Below are 23406 nucleotides of genomic sequence, written 5' to 3' on the forward strand. Positions count from 1 at the left end.
TCCTCCGTCACTCCAGCGAGCCGTTTCCAGAAAGCTTAATTAGTTATAGCATTCAACTCTACTGACTCGTTCGTTCATGACTGATGGCGGTGGAGATGACGGACCTCTTGGTGACGGCCGTCGGGCCGGTCCGGCTCGTCGAGCTGAACCGACCGGACCAGCTCAACGCGATGAGCGAGGAGCTGCACGCGGGTCTCGCGTCGCTGTGGGACTCGCTCGCCGAGGACCCGGAGGCCCAGGTGGTCGTCCTCACCGGGCGCGGCCGGGCGTTCAGCGCCGGGGGCAACTTCGACATCATGACCCGGGTCCAGCGCGACCGCGCCTTCCGGGAGCGGAACGTCGACGAGGCCCGGCGGATCATCACCGGGATGGTGCGCTGTCCGCTGCCGGTGATCGCGGCGGTCAACGGGCCCGCGGTGGGCCTGGGATGCAGCCTGGCCCTGCTGAGCGACCTCGTCCTCATCGCCGACGACGCCTATGTCGCGGACCCGCATGTACAGGTCGGACTGGTGGCGGGCGACGGCGGTGCACTCGTCCTCCCTCTGCTCGTCGGACTGACCCGCGCGAAGGAACTGCTGTTCCTCGGCGACCGGGTGAGCGCCGAGGAGGCGGTCCGCCTGGGCATCGCCAACCGGGCCGTACCCAAGGACAAGCTCCTGGACGAGGCCATGGACCTCGCCGGACGGCTGGCCGCCCTGCCCGCGCAGGCGCTGCGCGAGACCAAGCGCGCGGTGAACCTGCACCTGGAGCAGGCGCTCGCCACCGTGCTCGAACCCGCCCTGCTCGCCGAGCAGGAAACCATGCGCTCGCCGGACCACATCGCCGTCGTCGAGAAGATCATCGCGTCCCGCGCCCGTCGCCGGACCGCCGGAGAGGGCTGAGACCCGGAGAGGGCTGAGACATGGACTTCGCGTTCAGCGAGGAGCAGGAGGAACTGGGGCGCACCGTAAGGGCGTTCCTGGCCGACACCTCGCCCGAGACCGAGACGCGTCGCCTGATGGAGACACCCGAGGGCTTCGACCGGGCGCTGTGGCTCCGGATGGGGACGGAGCTAGGGCTGCAGGGCCTCGCGGTCCCCGAGGAGTACGGCGGTGCCGGGTGCGGGCCGGTCGAAGTGGGCGTGGTGATGGAGGAGATGGGCCGCGCGTTGGTGTGCGCGCCGTTCCTGTCCTCGGCCGTGCTGGCGACGACCACGCTGCTGCGCTGCGCCGACGAGGACGCCCGCAAGCGCCTGTTGCCGGGCCTTGCCTCCGGTGAACTCGTCGGGACACTCGCCCTGACCGAGGACTCCGCCCGCTGGGACGCGGCCGGGGTCCGGCTCACCGCCCGTGAGAGCCAAGGGAGTTGGCTGCTCACCGGGCACAAGATGTTCGTCCTTGACGGTGCCACCGCCGATGTCGTCCTCACCGTCGCCCGCACCGCCGACGGCATCGGGGTGTTCTGCGTGGAGGGCGACGCGGCCGGCCTGACCCGTGCGCCGCTGCCCACGATGGACCCGACCCGCCGCCAGGCCCGCCTCGACTACCAGGACGTACCGGCGACCCGGCTGCGTACGCACGGCGACGGCTGGGACCTGGTCTCGGAGGTGCTCGACCGGGCCGCGGTGTCGCTGGCCGCCGAGCAGGTCGGGGTGGCCTCCCGCGCGCTCGACATGGCGGTGGAGTACGCCAAGCTGCGCCACCAGTTCGGACGGCCCATCGGTTCCTTCCAGGCCGTGAAGCACCTGCTGGCCGACGTCCTCCTGGAGGTGGAGTCGGCGCGCGCCGCCGCCAACTACGCCCTGCTCGCCTCGGAGAACGAGGACCCGGAGCTGCCCGCCGTGGCGAGTCTGGCCAAGGCGTTCTGTTCCGACGCGTGCGTACAGGCGACGCAGGAGAACATCCAGGTGCACGGCGGCATCGGCTTCACCTGGGAGCACCCGGCCCACCTCTATCTGAAGCGGGCCAAGACGTCACAGCTGCTGTTCGGTGATCCGGCGTACCACCGGGAGCTGCTCGCACGGCGCATCGGCATGGAAATGCAAAAGGACAAGGGAGCGGCATGAAGGTCGACGGCAAGCTCAACGTGTGGGGCACCACGGAGGTCGTGGAGGAGGCCCGGCACCACGAGAAGGCCGGCTACGACGGTCTGTGGGCGTCGGAGTCCAAGCACGATCCCTTCCTGCCGCTGGTGCTGGCGGCCGAGCACACCGACCGCCTTGAGGTCGGCACGGCCATCGCGGTCGCCTTCGCCCGCTCCCCCATGCAGCTCGCGTACACCGCGCACGACCTGCAGACCTACGCCGGCGGACGGTTCTCGCTCGGTCTCGGCAGCCAGATCAAGCCGCACATCGAGCGGCGCTTCGACATGCCGTGGAGCCGGCCCGCGGCCCGGATGCGGGAGTACGTGAGCGCGCTGCACGCGATCTGGGCCGCCTGGAACGAGGGCGAGAAGCTGAACTTCCGCGGCGACTTCTACTCGCACACCCTGATGTCGCCCTTCTTCTCTCCCCCGCCCGCTCCCGGCGGCGCGCCCAAGGTGTTCGTGGCCGCGGTCGGCCAGGCGATGACCAAAGTGGCGGGCGAGGTCGCCGACGGGCTCCTCGCGCACGGCTTCACCACCGAGCGGTACCTGCGGGAGGTGACCCTGCCGACCGTGGAGGCGGGTCTGGCCGCGTCCGGCCGTACGCGTGCCGACTTCGCCGTCTCCCATCTGCTGCTGACCGCGACCGGCCGCACGGAGGAGGAGATGACCCGCGCGATCGACGGCACCCGCGCGCAGATCGCCTTCTACGGCAGCACACCCGCCTACCGCGGGGTGCTGGAGCTGCACGGCTGGGGTGAACTCGGCGACGAGCTGCACGCGTTGTCGACGTCCCGGCGCGAGGACAAGTGGGAGGCGATGAGCGGTCTCGTCGACGACGAGGTGCTGCACACCTTCGCGGTCGTGGCGGAACCGGAGCGGGTCGCGGGCGAGATCCGGCGCCGGTACGGGGCGCTGGTCGACCGGGTGTCCTTCTACACGGCGTACGAGATCGACGCCGAGGTGTGGGAGCCCATCGTCGAGGAACTCCACGGCACGTGACGTCGCGTCAGCCGAGCAGGTCCAGGACGGTGGTCATGGACCTGTTCTGCAGCAGGTAGTCCTCGGCCTCCTGGAGATGCAGGCGCCACAGCTCCTCGGCGGCCTCGGCCCGGCGCTGGGCGACCAGTTCGACGAGCGCGCCGTGGGCGCGGAAGCCCCGGCGGTTGGCCCGTACGTTCTCGGGGCTGCCGGCGTCCAGGTCGACGTGGGACCAGTTCGCCTGGTCGATGATGTGCCGGACCATGCCGTTGAGGACGCTCAGCGTCTCGTTGCCCGCCAGTTCGACGACCAGGGCGTGGAACTCCATGTGGGCACGGATGAAGGCCGACGGGTCGTCCATCAGCGCCTCGGCCTCGGCGACGGCTGCCCGCAGCCGCTCCAGGTCCTCGTCCGTGCGCCCCTCGGCCAGCAGCCCGGCGCACGGTGCCTCGATCACCGTACGGGCGTCGTAGACGTCCTTGAGGGTCGTGCCGCGGTATTCGAGGACCACCCCGGCGTACCGGGCCGCGACCGTGCCTTCCGGAATCTGCACCCGTGCCCCGCCCCGGGCGCCCCGGCGCACGCTGATCAGCGACTCCGACTCCAGCACCCGGAACGCCTCGCGCAGCGTGGGCCGGGACACGGCGAACTCCGCCATCAGCGCCGACTCGGCCGGCAGCGCCTCGCCCTCGGCCAGCTCCCCGCGCACGATCTTGCGGCGCAGCTGTGCCGCCACGAGCTCGGCCATCTTGGGGACGCGGACCTTGACACCGTTCACGCCCCCACCGCCACCGCCCTGCCGTCCCGACACACTCGTCACCGGGGCCCACCTCCGTCCGACCCACAGGTGCGGGACAGGGCCCGAGCACCGGGTAGACGGTTCACTCTACTAGATAACTGATTAAACTAGGTTATCGAGTTCCGGCAATGAGATGTTCCGCCAGCGCGAGGAGCAGGTCGCGGCCGACCGACCGCTGCCGCATGTCCCCCATCACCAGGGGGACTTCCGGGTCGAGGTCGAGCGCTTCGCGGATCTCCCGCTCGCCGCGTTCCTGGCGGCCGTGGAAGCAGTTGACGCCGATCACGAAGGGGATGCCGCGGCTCTCGAAGAAGTCGATGGACGCGAAGCTGGACTCCAGCCGCCGGGTGTCGGCGATGACCACCGCACCGAGCGCGCCGTGCACGAGGTCGTTCCACATGAACCAGAAGCGCTCCTGGCCGGGTGTCCCGAAGAGGTAGACCACCAGCCGGGGGTTGACCATGATGCGGCCGAAGTCCATGGCCACCGTCGAGGTGGCCTTCCGCTCGACTCCCTCGACGTCGTCGACGCCCACGCTCGTGACGGTCAGGTACTCCTCGGTGCGCAGCGGTGCCACCTCGCTCACCGCCCCGACCAGGGTCGTCTTGCCCACACCGAAGCCACCGGCCACAAGGATCTTGACCGCCGCGGATGCCGAGCCGCCGTAGACCCGGCCCGCGGGGTCAGAGTCTGCGAAGGCCATCCCTCACCGCCCGAAGAAGCGTCATGTCCATTGAGTTCCCTGCTGCTACAGCGATCGGCGGGCGGGTTGTCGCCCTGCCCAGTGCGACCAGGTCGTCGATGAGGATCTTCGTCACCGCCACGGGCAGGTCCAGTTCCCTGGAGGATCAAGCGGTGCTCGGGTTCCAGGCCTCGCAGACCGGCCCGGCCCGGTGCCGGTTCGACGGTCGTCACGAGGGTGATCAGAGTGAGGTCGTCACGCGTGGGGTCCGTCCGCCCGTGGGTGATCGTGTAAGGCCTGACCGACAGCTCTTGAGCGTCCCCGTCCTCCAGGCCGTCCATCCAGTGGCTCACTCACGTACACCGCGCTCGTCGGCAGGCGCCCCGAAGCGCGTCTCGGTGCTCATGCGCCGTCCCACCTGCTGCATCAGGGTGTGCATGGCCACGGTCATCAACTCGGCGTCCACTTCCTGGGATGCCACGACGGCCAGATGCGTGCCGCGGCCCGCGGCGGAGATGAACAGCCACAGGTCGGTCAGCTCGACGATGACCTGGTGCACCGAGCCACCACCGAACAGCTGCCCCACCCCGCGGGCCAGACTCTGCTGGCCGGTGGCGATGGCGGCGAGGCGCTCGGCGTCGCCGCGGGCGATGGTGCGGGACTGGCTGACCACCAGCCCGTCGTCGGACAGCACGGTGGCGTGGTGCGTGCCGGGAACCTGTTCGACCAGGCCGTCCAGCAACCAGTCGAGGTCCGGATGGGTGGCGGTCGTTCGCATTGTCATGGTCAGTCTTCCGTCGGGATCCGTCTACGCTGCGGCAGCACGTCGAGGGGTTCGTGGTCGGTCGGGGGAACGTCGCGCCGGACCATCCGGGACTGGCGTTGGAAGGCACCGATCGTCGCGCCGGAGCGGGCGGGTGCAGGCCGCCGGACCGACGTCTGCTCGTCGGTCGGCTGGGCACCCGGACCGGCGCTCGGGTCCCGCAGTTCGTCGGCGAGACTGGCCAGGCGTACCCGTTTGGGCAGCGGTTGCACGTCCGGCGCGGCGTCCACGCGCAGTGTGCCGTTCCCCCGGGGTGCGCCGGCCGTCTGCGCCACCGGGTGGGGACGTGGCGGCCGGGTCCACACATCACTCATGGGGGCCGCGGCTTCGGGCGGGCCGATGCGGCCGGTCACCAGGGTGTCCACGTCCGGGGATGAACCGTGCTCCACACCGGGCACGTCCGCGACGGCCGCCTCGGGAGGCGGCGGCCAGGCGGCGGCTGCTTCGGGTGTCGGCCCGGTCCGCCCGGGCGCCTCGACGACGAGTTCGTCGGGGATGAGGACGACCACCCGGGTGCCGCCGAACGAAGAGGGCCGCAGTTCCACCTGGATGTCGAGGGCACGCGCCAGCCGGGCCACCACATAGAGGCCGAGCCTGACGTCGTCCGCCCGCGACATGACGTCCATGCGGGGCGGCTCGGTCATCAGCCGGTTGGCCGCGTCGTACTGCCCGGGGTCCATGCCCACGCCGCGGTCCTCGATCTCCACCGCGAGACCGCGTCCCACCCGGGCGGCGTACACCTCCACAGGCGTCGGTGGCCTGGAGAAGCCCACCGCGTTCTCCATGAGTTCGGCCAGCACGTGGATCACCAGGCCGACGGCGCGCTCGGCCAGCCACACCCGGTCCTCGACGTCGATCTGGATCCGCCGGTAGTCCTGCACCTCGCTCTGCGCGGAACGCAGCACGTCCAGCAGCAGGACGGGCTTGCGCCAGCGTCGCTGCGGCTGGCCGCCTCCGAGGATCACCAGGTTCTCCTCGTAGCGCCGCAGCCTGGCGGTCAGATGGTCGAGGTCGAACAGGCCCTCCAGGACCTCGGGATCCTCGTGCCGACGCTCCAGCTCACTGAGCTTCTTCATCTGCAGACCGATCAGCAGCTGGGTACGCCGGGCGATGCGCTGGAGCAGCTTCTCGAAGCCGCGGAACTGCGAGACCTGAGCCATCGTCGTGTCCAGCGCACTGTGGCGCGCCAGGTTCAACGCCTGGCCCAGTTGGCCGAGTTCGTCGTCGCCGTGCTGGATCGCGGGGAGTTCGGCGTCCAGGTCGACGACGTCTCCGCTGCGCAGGCGTTCGACCACGGCAGGCATGCGGGTCTGCAGGTCCAGGGCGGCGACGCGCAGCGCGGAGATCCGGCGGCGCAGCGTCCGGGTCAGGAGCGCGCTGATCAGGACGACCACGAGCACCGCCACCGCGCCCATCACGCTGGTGACGATCAACCGCCGCACCATCGCGTTCAGTTCCGTCTCGGTCGCCGCCGTCAGTGTTACGGAGTAGGCGGTGTTGAGCTGCTGGAGCTGGGCGGCGACCGGTCCGACGCTTTCGCTCCACGTCGTGCCGGGGTTCTTGGAGAACCTGTCCGCGTCGGCCCCGGAGCCGGGTGCGGACAGGACCTTCTGCTCGGCCGTGGCCTTGTGCTTCCACGCACCGCCCGCCATCAACTTCCGGTAGAGCGCGGCCTGGTCGTCCGGGACGAGCGGCACGACCTTGTTGTCGTAGAGGAAGTGCTGGGAGCCGATCCAACCGGCGAGCTGCCCGCGTTCGGTGCCGGAGAGCCGCCCGGTCACCGAGCCGCGGGCGAAGAGCGCGTTCTCCCGCGAGATCATCTCCATGCCCCAGACCGAGTCGATGGCCGGCCGGGCGAGGTAGTCGATGTTGGGCAGACCCACATGGCTCAGAGTGGGAACAGGTTCAACTGGCCGGAGATGAGGCTCGTGTAGCGGTCGAAGGTCTGCTGCTGCGAGGCGGTCCGCTGGTCCACCCCCGACCGGTAGTCGGCCAGTTTCCGCAGGTTCCTGCCCACCTGGACGACGTTGGCGCGGATGTCGTCCGGGGCGCGCCAGCCGCTGTCGGGCAGTCCCTGGACGTTCGTGACGTCGGCGTCGGTGCGGACGCGCTGTGCGCGCAACGCCTTCCGGTAGCCCTCGGGATCGGCCAACTCCGCGCCACTGAGCCGCCGTTCCTCCTGGAGGTCGAAGAAGGCGGCCATGATCGGACGTGCCGCCGCGTTGGAGGCGGCGTTGCGGTCCTTCTGCGTCTGCCAGTCCGTGTAGAGCTGCGCGGAACTCGCCAGCCACAGGGCCACCAGGGTCACACTGGGCACCAGAGCCAGGATGAGCAGGAACGTCCGGAGTGACGGCTGGCGCCGGGCTCCGGCGCCTCCGCTGTCCCTTGGTCCTTGTCTCTTCGACGCACGCGCGTGCACTGCCACTGAGGTCCCCAGCGATGCTCCAAGTGACAGGCCGCTCCGATGGGCCCGCACGATGACGCGCCGATGCTATCCCTGGATACCGCTATCTAAATACACTTAGCGCACTAAACTATCACCATCATCTGTTTCAACTGATGCGGTCAGGGCTCCGGTTCGAAACAGGGCAGCGTGATCTCGTCCGTGAGGCGCCGGAAGTCGACGCGCACGCGCATGCCGATGGCGACAGTCTCCGGATCGCCGGCGTCCACGTGGGAGAGCAGGGTGCCGCCGTCGTCGAGGTCGATCACGGCGAGCGCGAAGGGCGTGTCGAAGCCGGGGCCGGGTGCGCGGTGCACCACGGTCACCGAGTAGACGGTCCCCCGGCCGGCACTCGGCGCGTAGCGCCAGTCCGGGCCCAGGCACCCGGGGCAGGCGGGCTCGGGCACGAAGAAGCGCAGGTCGCAGCTCGGGCAGTAGGGGACGACCAGGTCGCCGCGGCGGGCCGCTTCCCAGAAGGGTTCGGACAGTTCGGTGGGGACGGGTACGGGCCGGCTCATCGCGCTCTCCCCAGCAGGCTCATCTCGTAGTGCTGCGCGCCGGACCCGGCGTTCCCGACGGCGGCGAGCTCGGCGCCCTCGACCTGGTGCACGGCGGTGCCGCGCAACTGCCGTACCGCCTCGACGACTTTGAGCGTCATCTGCTGCGTCCCGTTCCAGGCGTACGACAGACAGCCCCCGTCGGGATTGACGGGATGCTTGCCACCCACAGCGATGGCACCGCTGGCCGCCAGCGGTCCGCCCTCGCCCTCCCCGCACAGGCCAAGTGCCTCCAACTGCCGGATGATCTCGAAGGAGTTGGGGTCGTACAGGGAGAAGACGTCCACGTCGTGCGGGCCGACGCCGGCCATGGCGTAGGCGCGGGTCGCCGCGTCCCGGCCGAGCTGGCCGACTTCCCGGTACAGCGCCGGGTTGGCGTACGCGGCCTGGTGGTACTCCATGCCGCCGCCGAGGACGGCCATGGCCGGGTGCGGCAGATCGCGGGCCCGTTCGGCGGTGGTGACCACGAGTGCGGCGCCCCCCTCGCCGACGATGCAGCAGTCCAGCAGGTGGAAGGGCGTGGCCACCATCCGGGAGGCGAGCACGTCGTCGGCGGTGTAGGGCCCGCGGCCGTACATCATCGCCTCCGGGTTGGTGCTGCCGTTGTTGCGGATCGTGGCGGCGACCTCGGCGAGCTGGCGGGAGGTCGTGCCGTACTCGTGCATGTGCCGTGCCGCCACCAGCGCGAACTGGGCGACGACATAGCTGCCCCACACATCGGCGAACTCCAGGGGCACCCCGGCCCCCACAGGGCCGGCTCCGCGCGAGACCAGCTTGCAGCCGCCGACGACGACGGTGTCCGCGTATCCGGCGCTGATGGCGGCGGCCGCCTTCAGCAGGCCCCGTGAGCCGGCGTTGTCGAGCATCGAGTCGCTGGTCCAGCGCAGGTCCCGGCCGAGCATCCGCGCCCAGGAGCTGCCCTCGCCGGGCACGCCGCCGGGACCGGGCCAGTCGACCTGGGCCCCGTCGACGTCGGCCGGGGTCAGTCCGGCGTCCGCGATCGCACCGCGTACCGCTTCGAGGGCGAGGTCCATCGCGTCGCGGTCGGGCAGCGTCAGCGCCTGTTCGGTGGCGTGGACGCCGACGACCACGGGTTGGCGGCCGTTCACGAGGTCACCGTCCCGCGCCGAGTGTGTCGCCGCCGGGATAGCCGCCCCCGCCGAAGCGCTCGTCGAGCACCTCGTAGTCCTTGGCGTAGTCCTTGGTGCGCGGCAGGGCGTCGACGAACTCGACCGTCTTCGGCTTCTTGTACGAGGCGATCCGCGCCCGGCAGTGCTCGATGACGTCCGCCGCGGTGACCGGCTCGGCGCCCGGCAGGAGCACCACGACGGCCTTGACGTCCTGCGCCCAGCGCTCGTTGGGCACGCCGATCACGGCCGCCTCCCTGACCGCGGGGTGGGACTCGATGCAGTTCTCCACCTCGGCCGGGAAGATGTTCTCCGCGGCCGACTTGAGCATGCGGGTCGTCGTCCCGAGGAAGCTGATCGTGCCGTCGGGCTCGCGCCGGCCGAGGTCGGTGGTGTGCCACCAGCCGAACCGGAAGCGTTCCTCGTTGATCTCGGGCCGGTTCCAGTAGCCGAGGTGCACGAGGTCGCCGCGGACACAGATCTCGCCGGCCTCGCCGACCGCGCACTCCCGGCCGGTGTCGTCCAGGAGGCGTACGGCGGTGAAGGGGCCGGGGCGTCCCGCGTTGCCGGTGCCCGCGTCGCCGTAGGCACCGGTCACCGCGAAGCCGGTCACCTCGGTCTGCCCGTAACCGCGGCCCATGCCGCCGCCGTTGCGGGTGAAGCGGCTCTGATCGGTGGGGACGGTGCCCTCCCAGAGCTGCGCGGCGACACTCGCGCGCAGGTGGGAGAGGTCGTGGCCGGCCTCGCGGTTCAGCGCGACGAGCTGCGCGATGGTCGGGGGCATGAGGTAGGCGTGGGTGCACTTCTCGCCCGCCAGCAGCGGGAGCAGTTCCTCGGCGACCACGCGGCGCACGACCACGTTCTTGCCGCCGTGGACGAAGGCCGGGACGCCCCAGAACTGGTAGTTGCCGATGTGGAACATCGGACCGGCGCCGAGGAAGGACGTCTCCGTGCCGATGTCCCCCATCCAGGCGGCGCTCGCGCCCATGGCGAGCAGGTTGCGGTGCGAGAGCATCGAGCCGGACTGCCTACCGGAGATCGCCGCGGTGTAGATGACCAGCAGGGCGGCGTCGGGGTCGACGTCGGCGACGGGGTCCTCCGGCGATCCGGAGGCAAGGAAGGACTCGTAGGAGTCGGCGCCCTCGGAGTCGTGGCGCAGCCACAACGCCCGGTGGTCGCTGCCGAGTTCGGCCCGGGCCTTGGCGACCGTGTCACCGATCTCCTCGTCCTGCCAGACGACGACCTTGGGGTCGAAGTCCTCGACGGCGAAGGCCATCTCGGGGGCTGCCCAGCGCCAGTAGCCGGGGCAGACCATGGCGCCGATCTTCGCGGCGGCGCCGAGCAGCTCCCAGATCCGGAAGGAGTTCTGGCCCAGCCACAGGATGCGGTCGCCGGAGCCGACGCCCGCGTCCGTGAGGGCGCCTGCGAGTCGGTTGGTGCGCTCGTCCAACTGGGGCCAGGTCAGCCGGACGTCGCCGTCGACGAGGGCGACTCCGTCGGGGAAGGACCGTCGGTGCTCACGGATGATGTCGCCGAACGTCAGGCGGCGGGCGCGGGGGTCTGGGGGTTGTCCCCCGGAATAACTCAGCACGTGGTTGCTCCCCATGGTTGGTCAGACGCGGCCGATGCCGACGCCCTTCACGTTGATGAACTCGTCCAGACCGGCCTTGCCGCCTTCCCGCCCGAACCCGCTCATGCCAACGCCGCCGAAGGGCGTGGCGGGCGAAGTGATCGGGTTCGGCCCGGGGTTGACGTACACCGTCCCGGCCTTCAGGCGCGGCACCAGGCGGTTGACGCGCGCGATGTCGCGGGACTGGATGTAGGCGGACAGGCCGTACTCGCTGTCGTTGGCCAGGGCGACGGCCTGGTCCTCGGTGTCGAACGGGGTGATGACCAGGACCGGTCCGAAGACCTCCTGCTGGGCGAGGTCGCTGCGGTTGTCGACGTCCGCGAAGACGGTCGGGGTCACGAACCAGCCGTCGGAGTCGATGTGTTCGCCGCCGTACACGAGCCGGCCGGCACCGTCCTCGACCGCCTTGTCGACCATGCCCTGGACGCGGTCGCGGGCGGCTTCGTTGATGAGGGGTCCGATGTACGTCGTGGGGTCGAGCGGGTCGCCCACGGGCAGGTGGGCGATCACTCCGGTGACCCGGGCGATGACCTCGTCGTAGATCGGGCGCTCCACAAAGAGCCGAGTGGGCAGTGCGCAACCCTGTCCGGTGTTGCTCATGGCGAAGGCGGCGCAGTACGGGACGACGGTGTCCAGGTCGGTGTCGGCGAAGAGCAGGTTGGCGGACTTGCCGCCGAGCTCGAAGACGACCGGCTTGAGGCTGAGGGCCGCGTCGGCCATGATGCGGCGCGCGGTGGCGGGGCCGCCGGTGAAGGAGATCTTGTCGACGCCGGGGTGGGTGACCAGGGCCGATCCGGCGTCGCCGAGCCCGGTGACGACGTTGACGACGCCCTCGGGGATGCCCGCCTCGCGGGCCAGGTCGGCGAAGAGCAGCGCGGAGAACGGTGTGGACTCGGCCGGTTTGATGACCACGGTGTTGCCGGCGGCGAGCGACGGCGGGACCTTCATCGCCAGCGACAGGGCGGGCGAGTTCCAGGTGATGATGTGGCCGATGACGCCGTACGGCTCGGCGATGGTGTACTCGACGTTCTCGTGCGGGCTGTAGGCCGCGCCGACCATGCCCTCGATCTTGTCGGCCCAGCCGGCGTAGTACTCGGTCCACTCGGCGACGTGCGGTCCGACGTTCTCCGCCCAGCCGCCGATGCACACGCCGTTCTCCAGCGGGCAGATCGCCGCGAAGTCGGGGATGTGGTCGCGCAGCAGCGCGGCGAAGCGGGTGAGCAGCCGGCGGCGCTCGGCGGGGCGCATGGTGCCCCACACCTCGAAGGCCTGGCGGGCGGCCGCGACCGCCTGGTCCACCTCGGTGGGCCCGGCCAGCGGGATGTATGCCTGGATGAGGCCGGTGGCCGGGTTGCGGTGCTCGTAGAGGCCACCGCTGGTGTCGGTGACGTCCTTGCCGCCGATGACCAGACGCGGCTGCGGCAGGTCGCGCTCCGCTCTCTCCTGGTGCAGCTCCACATCGACCGTGACCACGGGTACCCCCTAGAGACCGCGCAACACTGCGCACATCCAGGCTAAATAGCTAACCTATTTAGCCAAGCTAGTCAATAAGTTCAGGGCCTCCGGGTCGCGGCCTACAGACCCAGCGACCGCCCGATGATCTCCAGCATGATTTCCGAGGTCCCGCCGAAGACCCGCTGGACCCGGGTGTCGCGCCAGATGCGCGCGATCTCGTACTCGTTGACATAGCCGTAGCCGCCGAACAGCTGCATGCAGCGGTCGATGACCGCCCAGCCGGTCTCGGAGGTCCAGTACTTGGCGGCGGCGGCCTCCTCGGCCGTCAGCTCGCCCTGGATCAGGGCCATGATGCAGCCGTCCACATAGATCCGGGCGGCGTTCAACTTGGCCCTGATGTCGGCGAGCGCGAACCGGTTGGCCTGGAACTCCCCGATGGGCTGCCCGAAGGCGGTGCGGGTCTTGGCGTAGTCGAGCGCCAGTACGTAGGCCCGCTCCGCGGCCGCCAGCGAGGAGACGGCGATGGCGAGCCGTTCCGTGGGGAGGTTGCCCATCATGTGGTAGAAACCGCGGCCCTCCTGACCGATGAGGTTGTCGGCCGGGACGCGGACCTCGTGGAAGAAGAGCTCGGCGGTGTCCTGGGCCTTCATGCCGACCTTGTCGAGCTTGCGTCCCCGCTCGAAGCCCTCGGTGCCGCGCTCGACGACGATCAGACTGATGCCCTTGTGGCCGGCCTCCGGGTCGGTCTTGCAGGCGACGATCACCAGGTCCGCCAGGATGCCGTTGGTGATGAAGGTCTTGGAGCCGTCGATCACCCACTCGTCGCCGTCCCGGCGGGCGGTGGTGCGGATGCCCTTGAGGTCGGACCCGGCGGACGGCTCCGACAGCGCGAGCGCGCAGATCGTCTCGCCGCTGGTGACGCCGGGCAGCCAGCGGGCCTTCTGCTCAGGCGTGGTGAGGTTCATAAGATAGGGCGGGAGGACGTCGTTCTGCAGCCCGAGTCCTACGCCGACCGAGCTGGTGGCCGCCATCTCCTCGGCCATGATCGCGTTGTAGCGGAAGTCCCGGATGCCCTGGCCGCCGTACTCCTCGGGGAACTGCCAGCCGATGAGTCCGGCCTTGCCCGCCGCCGCCCAGGCGGCCCGGCTCACCTGCCCTTCACGCTCCCACTGCTCGGCGTACGGGGCGCATTCGCGCAGGTAGAAGGTGCGGGCGGTCTCGCGGAACAGCTCATGTTCCTCGGTGAAGATCGTTCGGCGCATGCTCGACTCCACTCAGGCATCTCGCTTATTTAGCTGAAGTAGTTATACGATAGCGCTGTATCGGGACCTGGGCGAGGGAGGGCGCGTGAGCGTACGGGACAAGGTGGCACTCGTCACCGGAGCGGGGCGCGGTATCGGCGAGGCGATCGCCGACCGGCTCGCCGCCCAGGGAGCCGCGGTCGCCGTCTGCGACCTGGACGCGGAGGCCGCCGCCAAGGTCGCGGGCCGCCTCGTCGAGCGGTACGGAGTGCGGGCGACGGGAGTCGGCGTGGACATCTCCGACAGCGCTGCCGTGCACGCGGCCGTGGAGCGGGTCACCGTCGAGCTCGGTCCGGTGGACGTCCTGGTCAACAACGCTGCCGTCGACGTCATCGGCCGCTTCGTCGACAGCACCGAGAACACCTGGAACCGCATCATCGACGTCAATCTGCGCGGCACCATCACCATGACCCGGGCCGTACTGGACTCCATGATCGAGAGCGGGCGCGGCCGGATCGTGCACATCGCCTCGGACGCCGGCCGCGTCGGCTCGTCCGGCGAGGTGGTGTACTCCGCGACGAAGGGCGGGGTCATCGCCTTCGGCAAGGCGCTGGCCCGCGAGGTCGCCCGGCACGGCATCACCGTCAACAGCGTCTGCCCGGGTCCCACCGACACCGCGCTGCTCGGACAGGTCGCCGACTACAGCCAGAAGATGTACGACGCGACCGTGCGGGCCATCCCGCTGCGCCGCGTCGCCCGGCCCGACGAGATCGCCGGTGTGGTGGCCTTCCTCGCGTCCGACGACGCCGCCTACATGACCGGGCAGACGCTCTCGGTCAGCGGCGGACTGACGATGGTCTGAGGTGAGCACTGTGCTGCGTGCCGAACTCCGCGACAGAATCGCCGTGTTGACGCTCGACCGGCCGGGGCAGCTCAACGCCCTCGGTTCCAGGACCGCCGACCAGCTGAAACTGGCCCTCGCCGACGTCCGCGACAACGACGACGTGCGCGCCCTGGTCATCACCGGTGCGGGACGGGCCTTCTCGGCCGGTGCCGACCTCGGTGAGATCGAATCGTTCACGGCACCCGGGCAGTTCCGTGCCTTCGTGGGGCGACTCACCGAGACGTTCGCGCTCCTTGAGGACTTCCCCAAGCCGTCGGTCGCGGCCCTGCACGGGTTCGCCTTCGGCGGCGGCCTGGAGCTGGCCCTCGCCTGCGACCTGCGGGTGGCCGAGCGCGGCACCCGGCTGGGTCTGCCCGAGATGAAACTCGGCGTACTGCCGGGCGCGGGCGGCACCCAGCGGCTGCCCCGCCTCCTGCCGCCCGCGATCGCCAAGCAGATGATCCTCACCGGCGAGCCGATCGACGCGGAGCGGGCTCACGCGCTCGGGCTCGTCAACGAACTCGCCGAGCCCGGCGGTGCGCTCAAGACCGCCGAAGCGCTGGCCGCGAAGCTGGCCGCCGGGGCCCCGCTCGCGCTCGCGGCCGGAAAACGCCTGATCGACTACGGCCTCGGCATGGACCTGGAGGCGGCGATCGCGTACGAGCGCGAAACCGTCGCGGTGCTGTTCAGCACCGAGGACCGGACCGAGGGACTCAAGGCCTTTCGGGAACGCCGACCGGGCGACTTCCGCGGCGTGTAGCAGGCGTACGGCGGGGGTTTTCAGACGTCCCGACTGATCTGGAGGTGGGCCGTGCGGCCACTGGAGGGCATTGCCGTGGTCGAGCTGGGCATGTGGGTGGCGGCACCGGCCGCGGCCACCATGCTCGCCGACTGGGGCGCGGACGTGGTGAAGGTGGAGGCGCCGACCGGCGACCCCAACCGCTACACGCTCAAGCACGTCGGGCAGGACATCGACAGCGCTCCCCCGTTCGAGACCGACAACCGCGGCAAGCGCGGGATCGTCCTCGACCTGCGCTCGCAGGACGGCAAGGACATACTGGAGCGGCTGCTGGAACGCACCGACGTGTTCGTCACCAACCTCCGCCCGGGCGCCCTGGAACGGCTGGGCCTGTCCCCGGACCAGCTGCGCACCCGCCATCCCCGCCTGGTCGTCGGCACATTGACGGGCTACGGCTGGACGGGCGCCGAGCGCGACCGCGCCGGGTACGACGTCTCCGCGTTCTGGGCCCGCCCCGGCATCGCCGCCATGCTCAACCCGGCCGGGGAGCCGCCGCCCGGCATCCGGCCCGGCCTCGGCGACCGTACGGCCGCGGCCAACCTGGTCGCCGGCGTGCTGGCCGCGCTCCTGCGACGCGAACGCACCGGTGAAGGCGGGGTGGTGGACGTGTCCCTGCTGCGGTCCGGTACCTACGCCAACGGAAACGACCTCGCCCTGCAGAACTTCTTCGGCAAGCGCGGCCGTACCCGCCACCGCACCGAGCACGAGTCACCCCTCTACAACTCCTACCGGGCCGCAGACGACCGCTGGTTCTGGCTGGTCGGCCTGGAGGGCAACCGGCACTGGCCCGGCGTCGTCAAGGCGCTCGGCCGTAAGGACCTGGAGACGGACGAGCGGTTCGCGACCGGCAGGGCCCGGCGCGGCCACGTACGCGAGCTGATCGCCGTGTTCGACGAGGAGTTCGCCAAGCGGCCCCTTGACGAGTGGGCCGAGCGCTTCGACGCCGAGGGCGTGTGGTGGGCGCCCGTGCAGACCCTGGCGGAGGTGGCGGCCGATCCGCAGGCGGAGGCGGTCGGGGCGTTCGTCGAACAGCCCGGCATGGGTGACGCGCCGCCGCTGCGGACGGTGGCGACTCCGGTCGCCTTCTGGGGCGTCGACGAGAAGCCGCGCGGCGGCGCACCGACCCTCGGCGAGCACACCGACGAAGTGCTCCGCGAACTCAACTGAACTCATCTATCTGGAGGTACGGCGTGGGCATCCTCGACGACAAGGTCGCCATCGTCACCGGCGGCGGCAGAGGCCTTGGCCGGGCGCACTGTCTGGCGCTCGCCGAGGCCGGCGCGACCGTGGTGGTGAACGACCTCGGCTCGGGCATACACGGCGAGCAGACCGGTGACTCCCCCGCCGACGAGGTCGTCGCCGAGATCACCAAGCTCGGCGGCCGGGCCATCGCCAACCACTCCTCGGTGACGGACTGGGCGGCGACCGAGACCATGGTCGCGGACACCGTCGCCGAGTTCGGCCGCCTCGACATCGTCGTGAACAACGCGGGGATCGTGCGCGACCGCATGCTGTTCTCGATGACCGAGGCCGAGTTCGACACCGTCATCGCGGTGCATCTGAAGGGCACCTTCGCACTCACCCGACACGCGTGCGCGCACTGGCGCGAGGCGTCCAAGCGAGGCGAGCGCGTGACAGGCCGCGTGATCAACACGACCTCCGGGACCGGCCTGTTCGGCAACCAGGGCCAGTCCAACTACGGGGCGGCGAAGGCCGGGATCGCCGGGCTCACCGTCCTCACCGCCCTGGAGATGCGCAAGTACGGCGTCACCGCGAACGCCATCTCGCCCATCGCGGCCACGCGGATGACGGACGGACTGGCCGTCGGCGAGTCCCTCCAGGCCGCCGAGGGCTTCGACCCGCGCGATCCCGCCAACGCCTCCGGAGTCGTCGTCTACCTGGCCTCCGACAGCGCGGCCTGGCTGACCGGCCAGGTCCTGCGCATCGAGGGCAACCGCCTCAACCGCCTGCAAGGCTGGACCGTCGCCGCCGTCCACCCCAGCCGGTCCGGCCAGGCCCTCGCCTACGACGAACTCGTCGACGCCGTACCGCAGTTGTACGCAGCCATGCCCGCGGGTCGGGCGACGGGCGCCGGCCAGTGAAGGGCCACGACGCCGCCGCCCTCGTGCTGCGCGCGACCCTCGGCCCGATGCTCTTCGCGCACGGCTGGAACAAGGTCGCCGGACCGGGCGGGCTCAAGGGCACCACGGGCTGGTTCGAGGCGCTGGGCCTCCAGCCGGCCGAGGTGCACGCCCGCATGGCGGCCGGCACCGAGATGGCGGCGGGCGTCGGCATCACGCTCGGCGCCGCCAACCCGCTCCCCGCGGCGGCGGCCGTCGGCCTGATGACCAGGCCGCGCGCACCGACCACCGCGGCAAGGGCTTCTTCGTCTTCAAGGGCGGCTGGGAGTACGCCGGTGTCGTGGGCGGCGCGGCCGTCGCACTGGCCGCGCTGGGCAACGGTCGGTACTCGCTCGACGCCCTGCTGCGACGCCAACGCGCGGGCGCCGGGCACGCGTTGCTGGCAGCAGGGATCGGAACGGCGAGCGCGGCGGCGCTGCTGGCGCTGTCCTACCGGCCCGAAAAGAAACCTGACGAGACAGATCAGTGAGACCGATGAGGGCAACAAGGGAGAGTCGACATGGACGCGGCTGACTTCAGCGCGGTGCTGTCCGAGGTCCGGCGTTTCGTCCGGGACCGCGTCGTGCCGCTAGAGGCGGAGATCGATGAGACGGACGAGATGCCCGCGGACATCCGCGAGGCGGCCAAGAAGATGGGCCTGTTCGGCTTCGCGCTGCCCGAGGAGTACGGCGGCCTGGGTCTGTCGATGCTCGAAGAGGCCCAGTTGATGTTCGAGTTGGGCTACACGACTCCGTCCCTGCGTTCGATGTTCGGCACGAACAACGGCATCGCCGGTCATGTCCTCATGGTCGGCGGCACGGAGGAACAGAAGGCTCACTGGCTGCCGAGGATCGCCTCGGGTGAGGTTCTGGCGTCGTTCGCGCTCACCGAGCCGGAGGCGGGCTCCGATCCCTCGACGCTCACCACGAAGGCACACCTCGACGGCGACGAGTGGGTGATCAACGGCGCCAAGCGGTATATCACCAACGCGCCGCTAGCTGACGTCTTCATGGTCTTCGCCCGCACCGACCCGGATGCGCCGCGCACCCGCGGCATCTCCACCTTCCTGGTCCCGGCCGGCACCCCGGGTCTCACCGTGGCTCCCAAGGACCACAAGATGGGCCAGTTCGGCGCCTGGACCGCGGACGTGTTCTTCGACGACGTCCGGGTGCCTGCCTCCGCGCTCGTCGGCGGCGAGGACGGCCTGAACCGGGGCTTCGGCACCGCGATGGGCTGTATCGCGCACGGACGGGTCCACATCTCCGCGCTGATGGTCGGCATGGCCGAGCGTCTGGTCGACGAGTCGGTCGCCTACGCGAGCACCCGCAAGCAGTCCGGGAAGCTCATCGGCTCCTTCCAGCTCGTCCAGGGTCTGATCGCCGACGCGCAGACCGACTACTACGCCGGACGCGCCACCGTCCTGGAGGCCGCCCGCGCCTTCGACGCCGGCACGGACACCAAGATCGGCCCGTCCTGCACGAAGTACTTCGCCAGCGAGATGGTGTGGCGGGTCGCCGACCGGGCGGTGCAGGTCCACGGCGGCGCGGGCTACATGCGCGGGGTCGCCGTCGAGCGCTTCTACCGGGACGCCCGGCTGTTCCGCATCTACGAGGGCACCAGCCAGATCCAGCAGGTCATCATCGCGAAGGCGCTGCTGGGTGAGGCGGCGCGCGGCTGAGCGGTTGGCGCAGACAAGGCAGAGGCCCCGGGATGACTCGGGGCCTCTTCTTGTCTTGCCGCTGCCCTCAGATCCCGAGCCGGTCCAGCAGCCGCTCGTGGTACACCGCCGGGCCGCCGAACAGCAGCTGCGAGGACTTGGCGCGCCGGAAGTACAGGTGGGCGGGATGCTCCCAGGTGAAGCCGATGCCGCCGTGGACCTGGATGTTCTCCATGGCGGCGAGCATGTACGCCCGTGAGCAGCAGGCGTGTGCCACGGCGGCGGCGACCGGGAAGTCCGGGGAGTCCTCGTCGGCCAGTCGGGCCGCCTCACGGGAGGCGGCTTCGGCGAGTTCCACCTGGACGAGCATGTCGGCGCACTTGTGCTTGACCGCCTGGAAGGAACCGATCGGCCGGCCGAACTGATGGCGGACGCGGGCGTAGTCCGCGCTCGTCTCCAGGCACCGCCGTGCCCCGCCCGCCTGCTCGGCGGCCAGCCCGACCGAGGCGATGTCGAGGACCCTGGCCATGATGCGGCCGCCCGCCCCCTGCGCCCCGACGAGCGTCGCGGGCACGGCGTCCAGGGTCAGCCGGGCCAAGGCCCGGGTGGCGTCCAGGGTTTCCATCGGCTCCGCCGTGAGTCCCGCGGCTTCCCGCTCCACCGCGAAGAGCGTGGGGCCTGCCACGGTACGGGCGACGACGAGGATCAGGTCGGCCGTCGTACCGTCGACGACGAAGCACTTGCGGCCGCGTACCGTCCAGCCGCCGTCGCCGTCCGGCACGGCGCGCGCGGAGACCATGGCGGGGTCCCAGGAGCCGTGCTCTTCGGCGACGGCGAGGGTGGCCGTGGTGCGTCCGGAGGCGATGCCGGGGAGGAGGCGCGCACAGGCCGCTTTGTCCCCCGATGCCAGCAGGGCCTGGGCCGCCAGGAGGACGGTGGCGAAGAAGGGAGCGCAGAACAGCGCGCGGCCCATCTCCTCCAGGACGACGCCGAGTTCGACCAGGCCGAAGCCGTCACCGCCGTACTCCTCAGGGATCGCCAGGCCCGGCAGGCGCAGTTGGTCGGCCGCCTGGGACCACACCGCCGGGTCGAAACGCGGCTCGCTCTCCATGAGCTTGCGTACGGCCTCCTCAGGCGACTTGGCCTCCAGGAACTCCCGTACGGATGACCGCAGTTCCCGCAGTTCGCTCTCGTCGGCGGTCACGGCCGCACCTCCTTGGCAGCGGCGGTCACCGGTTCCTTGGGCAGGCCCAGGACGCGTTCCGCGAGGATGTTCTTCATGATCTCCTCGGTGCCGCCGAGGATGCGCAACGCCGGGGTGGCGAGGAGGAGTTCGGTCCAGGCGTAGGTGCCCCACTGGCCGGTGTCGGCGATGATCCGGGGGCCGAGCACGTCGGACACGAAGTGCGCCGCCCGGGTCAGGTTCTGGCCGTACATCAGCTTCGACACGGACATCTCGGGGCCCGGCGCCACTCCGGCACGAAGCTTGCGCAGGGCGCGGGCGTTGAGGTGCTCGGTGGCCATGACGTCCACGAGCAGTTCGGCGAGGCGGGCGCGCAGGGCGCGGTCGTCCCACGTCCAGGTGGCCCGCATGAGCGCCGAGAGGTGGTCCGGTGACAGGGCGGCGGCCACCGGGCCCACCCCCTCGCTGCCGACGGTCGCGCGCTCGTTCATCAGGGTGGTCAGGGCGACCGTCCAGCCGCCGTCGACCTCGCCGAGCCGGTGGTCGTCGGGGATCCGGACGTCGGTGAGGAACACCTCGTTGAAGTCCGCGCCGCCGGTCATCTGCCGCAGCGGCCGGACCTCGACGCCCGGCGTGTCCATGGGGACCAGGAAGGCCGTGATACCGCGGTGCTTGGGCGCGTCCGGGTTCGTCCGGGTGAGGGCGAGGCCGATCTGGCTGTGCTGGGCGACCGAGGTCCACACCTTCTGCCCGTTCAGCACCCAGCTGTCGCCCTGGCGGACGGCCCGGGTCGCAACGCTCGCCAGGTCGGATCCGGCGCCGGGTTCGCTGAACAGCTGGCAGGCGATGGCGTCCCCGCGGTACATCGCGGGCAGCCAGCGGTCCTTGATGTGGGGCTGGGCGTGGGCCAGGATCGTCGGCCCGATCATGCCCAGGCCGATCACACTGAGCACACCGGTGTCGGCGACGTCGTACTCCGACTCGACGGCGTCGTAGAGCAGGTCGTGCACGGGGGTCAGGCCCCGGCCGCCGTACTCCACCGGTCCGGTGGTCCAGCCGAAGCCGTTCTCGTGGCGGATCCGCTGCCACTCCCGGGCCCGTTGCACGAACTCCCGCTCCTCGTCGGGCGGGAGGCTGCTGAAGTACGCCATCGAGTCGTCGCCCTCGCCCCAGGTGAAGGCGGTGCGGTCGGGGGCCTTCGCCGCGTGCGCGTCGAGGAAGCGGCGCGCCTCGGCGGCGAAGTCCTGCATGTCGTCGGATTCCATCGCGTTCGCTCCGCGGTCAGAAAGAGGTTCAGGTCGAGAGGATCAGGTCGAGAGGATCGTCACCGCCGACGCACCGGGCGCGCCGTACAAGTGGGTGTAGCCGACGCGCGGTGTGCCGGGGATCTGGCGGGTGCCCGCCGTACCGCGCAGTTGGAGGACGATCTCGTGGATCTGGCGCAGTCCGGACGCGCCGATCGGTTCGCCGTTGCCGAGCAGTCCGCCGTCGGTGTTGACCGGGAGCCGGCCGCCGATCTCGGTGGCGCCCTCGGCGATGAGGCGTTCCTGCTCGCCGTCCTTGCAGAGGCCGTTCTCCGCCATGTGGATGATCTCCGACCCGGCGTCGGTGTCCTGGAGCTGGGCGACGTCGACGTCCTCGGGGCCGATGCCCGCGCGTTCGTACGCGTCCCGGGAGGCGTCCACACTCGGGCTGTCCACGGGCTCCCCGACCGGGAACGACGGGCTCTGCACCTCGAACGCGCCGAGCCTGCGGCTGCGCAGGGCGGTGGAGCGGACCCGCACCGGCTTCCCTGTGTACTTGTGGGCCTGGTCGGCCCGGCACATCACGATCGCCGCCGCGCCCTCGTTCGGGCCGCAATACATGAACTGGCGCAGGGGGTAGTTGAGGACCGGGGAGGCGAGGACCTCCTCGGGCGTGAGGGGCGTGCGGCGCCAGGCCTTCTCGTTGCCGGCCGCGTTGCGGAAGTTCTTGGAGGCCACGCGGGCGAGCGTCCGGTGGGAGATGCCGTGCTCGTGCATATAGCGGTTGATCTTCATGCCGAAGAAGTGGGTGGTGAGGAAGAGCCCGGTCTGCCCGTACCAGGAGGGGATGCCGGCCACGGACGGGTCGGCGGCGAAGGCACCGCGCGGGTGCTTGTCCAGGCCGATGGCGATGGTCAGGTCGTGCTCGCCGGTCTCGATCGCGCGGGCGGCCAGCGCCACCGCCGTACCGGCCGTCGCGCAGCCGTTGAAGACACCGCGCAGGGGTACGCCGGTCAGGCCGAGCCGGCCGACGATCGCATCCGGGTTGGCGACCTCGTAGCTGCCGATGTAACCGCCCTGGATCTGCGGCCAGTTCACGCCCGCGTCGGCGAGGGCCAGCCGTACCGCGTCCGCGCCCATGTCCAGCGCGGGCTTGCCGGGGAAGCGGCCGAAGGGGTGCAGGCCCACCCCGATGATGACGGCCTCGGTCATGACGCCTCCTCCTCGGTCTCCGTGGATTCCTCGGTCTCCGTGGATTCCTCGGTCTCCGTGGATTCCTCGATCTCCGTGGATTCCTCGACCGGGGCGAACGCGAACGTCATGACCTCCGTGCCGTCGTCCTGCACGGTGTAGGGCACCAGCGTCAGCCGCATGTCCTGCCCGATCCGCAGCTTCTCCGGGTCGGGTTCGGTCAGTCGCGCCTCGACCAGCAGCTCGCCGGGGAGCTCGATGTATCCGACGGAGTACGGCTCGAAGGCTTCGGGGCCGTCGTACGGCGGGGACGGCGGGCGGAAGTCCTGGGTCGTGAACGTCCACAGCGTGCCGCGGTCCGCCAGGAGCCGTTCCTTCGACTCGTCGCCGGCGCACCGGACACAGGTCGCGGCGGCCGGGAAGCTCACCAGGCCGCACACCCTGCACTCGGAACCGATCAGCCGGAGGGGCATGGCGGCGGGCGGCCAGGTGAACAGGCCCTCGGCGACGGGGCGTTGTGCCGTCGTCAT

General features: G+C 70.7%; 24 protein-coding genes and 2 pseudogenes. 10 read left to right on the forward strand and 16 right to left on the reverse strand.

From position 1 onward, the window contains the following. The first annotated feature begins 95 nt into the window (after positions 1 to 95). The 3 genes from H293_RS0124320 to H293_RS0124330 are packed head-to-tail and all read left to right on the forward strand — an operon-like array spanning position 96 to position 3063. Entirely contained in the window at positions 96 to 881 is a 786-nt protein-coding gene (locus H293_RS0124320; protein ID WP_259294524.1) for an enoyl-CoA hydratase/isomerase family protein, read from the forward strand. A 20-nt stretch (positions 882 to 901) separates the two neighbouring features. After that, positions 902 to 2044 carry an acyl-CoA dehydrogenase family protein gene (locus tag H293_RS0124325; protein WP_020120450.1) on the forward strand — a complete coding sequence of 381 codons (1143 nt, stop codon included), beginning with the start codon at positions 902 to 904 and terminating at the stop codon, positions 2042 to 2044. Continuing rightward, a complete protein-coding gene (locus tag H293_RS0124330; RefSeq protein ID WP_020120451.1) occupies positions 2041 to 3063 on the forward strand; it encodes a TIGR03617 family F420-dependent LLM class oxidoreductase in 1023 nt (340 codons plus the stop codon). The genes H293_RS0124325 and H293_RS0124330 overlap by 4 nt, the downstream gene beginning before the upstream one ends. A gap of 7 nt (positions 3064 to 3070) precedes the next feature. On the opposite strand, the gene H293_RS0124335 is transcribed toward H293_RS0124330, so the two are convergent. The 12 genes and pseudogenes from H293_RS0124335 to H293_RS0124375 form a co-directional block, all read right to left on the reverse strand. Further along, positions 3071 to 3862: a FadR/GntR family transcriptional regulator gene (locus H293_RS0124335; protein WP_199790192.1), complete on the reverse strand. Its 792-nt coding sequence runs from the start codon at positions 3860 to 3862 to the stop codon at positions 3071 to 3073. A 91-nt stretch (positions 3863 to 3953) separates the two neighbouring features. After that, positions 3954 to 4544 carry a GTP-binding protein gene (locus H293_RS0124340; RefSeq protein WP_020120453.1) on the reverse strand — a complete coding sequence of 197 codons (591 nt, stop codon included), beginning with the start codon at positions 4542 to 4544 and terminating at the stop codon, positions 3954 to 3956. Then, positions 4525 to 4665: a DUF742 domain-containing protein gene (locus H293_RS61690; RefSeq protein ID WP_397895350.1), complete on the reverse strand. Its 141-nt coding sequence runs from the start codon at positions 4663 to 4665 to the stop codon at positions 4525 to 4527. The genes H293_RS0124340 and H293_RS61690 overlap by 20 nt, the downstream gene beginning before the upstream one ends. A gap of 76 nt (positions 4666 to 4741) precedes the next feature. Then, positions 4742 to 4864 (reverse strand): annotated as a pseudogene (locus tag H293_RS61695) (DUF742 domain-containing protein); the annotation flags it as partial. A gap of 8 nt (positions 4865 to 4872) precedes the next feature. After that, positions 4873 to 5301, reverse strand: coding sequence for a roadblock/LC7 domain-containing protein (locus tag H293_RS0124345; protein ID WP_020120454.1), 429 nt, complete (start codon positions 5299 to 5301; stop codon positions 4873 to 4875). An 8-nt stretch (positions 5302 to 5309) separates the two neighbouring features. Beyond that, a complete protein-coding gene (locus H293_RS52850; protein WP_051138149.1) occupies positions 5310 to 7229 on the reverse strand; it encodes a HAMP domain-containing sensor histidine kinase in 1920 nt (639 codons plus the stop codon). Between the two features lie 5 nt (positions 7230 to 7234). Continuing rightward, positions 7235 to 7663, reverse strand: a complete 429-nt coding sequence (locus tag H293_RS55130) for a nitrate- and nitrite sensing domain-containing protein (protein ID WP_158694436.1) — start codon at positions 7661 to 7663, stop codon at positions 7235 to 7237. A 248-nt stretch (positions 7664 to 7911) separates the two neighbouring features. Then, complete coding sequence (locus H293_RS0124355) at positions 7912 to 8307, reverse strand: Zn-ribbon domain-containing OB-fold protein (RefSeq protein ID WP_020120455.1); 396 nt, start codon at positions 8305 to 8307, stop codon at positions 7912 to 7914. Beyond that, positions 8304 to 9455 carry a thiolase family protein gene (locus H293_RS0124360; protein ID WP_020120456.1) on the reverse strand — a complete coding sequence of 384 codons (1152 nt, stop codon included), beginning with the start codon at positions 9453 to 9455 and terminating at the stop codon, positions 8304 to 8306. Before H293_RS0124360 ends, H293_RS0124355 begins: the two co-directional genes overlap by 4 nt. Positions 9456 to 9459: 4 nt before the next feature. Next, on the reverse strand, positions 9460 to 11064 hold the full coding sequence (locus H293_RS0124365) for an AMP-binding protein (protein WP_259294525.1): 1605 nt from the start codon (positions 11062 to 11064) through the stop codon (positions 9460 to 9462). Between the two features lie 21 nt (positions 11065 to 11085). Further along, the gene (locus H293_RS0124370; protein ID WP_020120458.1) at positions 11086 to 12576 is read right to left on the reverse strand and encodes an aldehyde dehydrogenase family protein; all 1491 of its coding nucleotides are present in this window, start codon (positions 12574 to 12576) and stop codon (positions 11086 to 11088) included. A 101-nt stretch (positions 12577 to 12677) separates the two neighbouring features. Further along, entirely contained in the window at positions 12678 to 13820 is a 1143-nt protein-coding gene (locus H293_RS0124375; RefSeq protein WP_020120459.1) for an acyl-CoA dehydrogenase family protein, read from the reverse strand. A gap of 85 nt (positions 13821 to 13905) precedes the next feature. On the opposite strand from H293_RS0124375, the gene H293_RS0124380 reads away from it, so the two are divergent. From H293_RS0124380 to H293_RS0124405, 7 genes and pseudogenes are all read left to right on the forward strand, one after another. Then, on the forward strand, positions 13906 to 14661 hold the full coding sequence (locus H293_RS0124380; protein ID WP_020120460.1) for an SDR family NAD(P)-dependent oxidoreductase: 756 nt from the start codon (positions 13906 to 13908) through the stop codon (positions 14659 to 14661). A gap of 1 nt (position 14662) precedes the next feature. After that, positions 14663 to 15442 (forward strand): enoyl-CoA hydratase/isomerase family protein, encoded by a 780-nt coding sequence (locus H293_RS0124385; protein WP_028808148.1) that lies wholly within the window; start codon positions 14663 to 14665, stop codon positions 15440 to 15442. A gap of 51 nt (positions 15443 to 15493) precedes the next feature. Beyond that, positions 15494 to 16648 carry a CaiB/BaiF CoA transferase family protein gene (locus H293_RS0124390; RefSeq protein WP_028808149.1) on the forward strand — a complete coding sequence of 385 codons (1155 nt, stop codon included), beginning with the start codon at positions 15494 to 15496 and terminating at the stop codon, positions 16646 to 16648. Between the two features lie 23 nt (positions 16649 to 16671). Further along, entirely contained in the window at positions 16672 to 17583 is a 912-nt protein-coding gene (locus H293_RS0124395) for an SDR family NAD(P)-dependent oxidoreductase (RefSeq protein ID WP_020120463.1), read from the forward strand. A gap of 47 nt (positions 17584 to 17630) precedes the next feature. Beyond that, positions 17631 to 17768: pseudogene (locus H293_RS60255) on the forward strand (DoxX family protein); the annotation flags it as partial. Positions 17769 to 17902: 134 nt separating this feature from the next. After that, positions 17903 to 18091, forward strand: a complete 189-nt coding sequence (locus H293_RS60260) for a hypothetical protein (protein ID WP_020120464.1) — start codon at positions 17903 to 17905, stop codon at positions 18089 to 18091. Between the two features lie 30 nt (positions 18092 to 18121). Beyond that, positions 18122 to 19279: an acyl-CoA dehydrogenase family protein gene (locus tag H293_RS0124405; protein ID WP_020120465.1), complete on the forward strand. Its 1158-nt coding sequence runs from the start codon at positions 18122 to 18124 to the stop codon at positions 19277 to 19279. A gap of 67 nt (positions 19280 to 19346) precedes the next feature. On the opposite strand, the gene H293_RS0124410 is transcribed toward H293_RS0124405, so the two are convergent. From H293_RS0124410 to H293_RS0124425, 4 genes are read right to left on the reverse strand one after another with little or no spacing between them, the layout of a single operon-like run. Continuing rightward, on the reverse strand, positions 19347 to 20462 hold the full coding sequence (locus H293_RS0124410; protein ID WP_020120466.1) for an acyl-CoA dehydrogenase family protein: 1116 nt from the start codon (positions 20460 to 20462) through the stop codon (positions 19347 to 19349). Next, the gene (locus H293_RS0124415; RefSeq protein WP_020120467.1) at positions 20459 to 21706 is read right to left on the reverse strand and encodes an acyl-CoA dehydrogenase family protein; all 1248 of its coding nucleotides are present in this window, start codon (positions 21704 to 21706) and stop codon (positions 20459 to 20461) included. Before H293_RS0124415 ends, H293_RS0124410 begins: the two co-directional genes overlap by 4 nt. A 42-nt stretch (positions 21707 to 21748) precedes the next feature. Continuing rightward, positions 21749 to 22897: a thiolase family protein gene (locus H293_RS0124420; RefSeq protein WP_020120468.1), complete on the reverse strand. Its 1149-nt coding sequence runs from the start codon at positions 22895 to 22897 to the stop codon at positions 21749 to 21751. Then, entirely contained in the window at positions 22894 to 23406 is a 513-nt protein-coding gene (locus tag H293_RS0124425; protein WP_020120469.1) for a Zn-ribbon domain-containing OB-fold protein, read from the reverse strand. Before H293_RS0124425 ends, H293_RS0124420 begins: the two co-directional genes overlap by 4 nt.

The organism is Streptomyces canus 299MFChir4.1 (genome assembly GCF_000383615.1).
Taxonomy (GTDB): Bacteria; Actinomycetota; Actinomycetes; order Streptomycetales; family Streptomycetaceae; genus Streptomyces; species Streptomyces canus_C.

Excerpts from the sequence above, each read along its gene's own strand:
- H293_RS0124425 (WP_020120469.1), bottom strand. The coding sequence starts at position 23,406 with ATGACGACGGCACAACGCCCCGTCGCCGAGGGCCTGTTCACCTGGCCG.
- H293_RS0124325 (WP_020120450.1), top strand. The coding sequence starts at position 902 with ATGGACTTCGCGTTCAGCGAGGAGCAGGAGGAACTGGGGCGCACCGTA.
- H293_RS0124420 (WP_020120468.1), bottom strand. The coding sequence starts at position 22,897 with ATGACCGAGGCCGTCATCATCGGGGTGGGCCTGCACCCCTTCGGCCGC.
- H293_RS0124415 (WP_020120467.1), bottom strand. The coding sequence starts at position 21,706 with ATGGAATCCGACGACATGCAGGACTTCGCCGCCGAGGCGCGCCGCTTC.
- H293_RS0124320 (WP_259294524.1), top strand. The coding sequence starts at position 96 with ATGACGGACCTCTTGGTGACGGCCGTCGGGCCGGTCCGGCTCGTCGAG.
- H293_RS0124340 (WP_020120453.1), bottom strand. The coding sequence starts at position 4,544 with ATGGCCTTCGCAGACTCTGACCCCGCGGGCCGGGTCTACGGCGGCTCG.
- H293_RS0124375 (WP_020120459.1), bottom strand. The coding sequence starts at position 13,820 with ATGCGCCGAACGATCTTCACCGAGGAACATGAGCTGTTCCGCGAGACC.
- H293_RS0124330 (WP_020120451.1), top strand. The coding sequence starts at position 2,041 with ATGAAGGTCGACGGCAAGCTCAACGTGTGGGGCACCACGGAGGTCGTG.
- H293_RS0124345 (WP_020120454.1), bottom strand. The coding sequence starts at position 5,301 with ATGCGAACGACCGCCACCCATCCGGACCTCGACTGGTTGCTGGACGGC.
- H293_RS0124355 (WP_020120455.1), bottom strand. The coding sequence starts at position 8,307 with ATGAGCCGGCCCGTACCCGTCCCCACCGAACTGTCCGAACCCTTCTGG.
- H293_RS0124405 (WP_020120465.1), top strand. The coding sequence starts at position 18,122 with ATGGACGCGGCTGACTTCAGCGCGGTGCTGTCCGAGGTCCGGCGTTTC.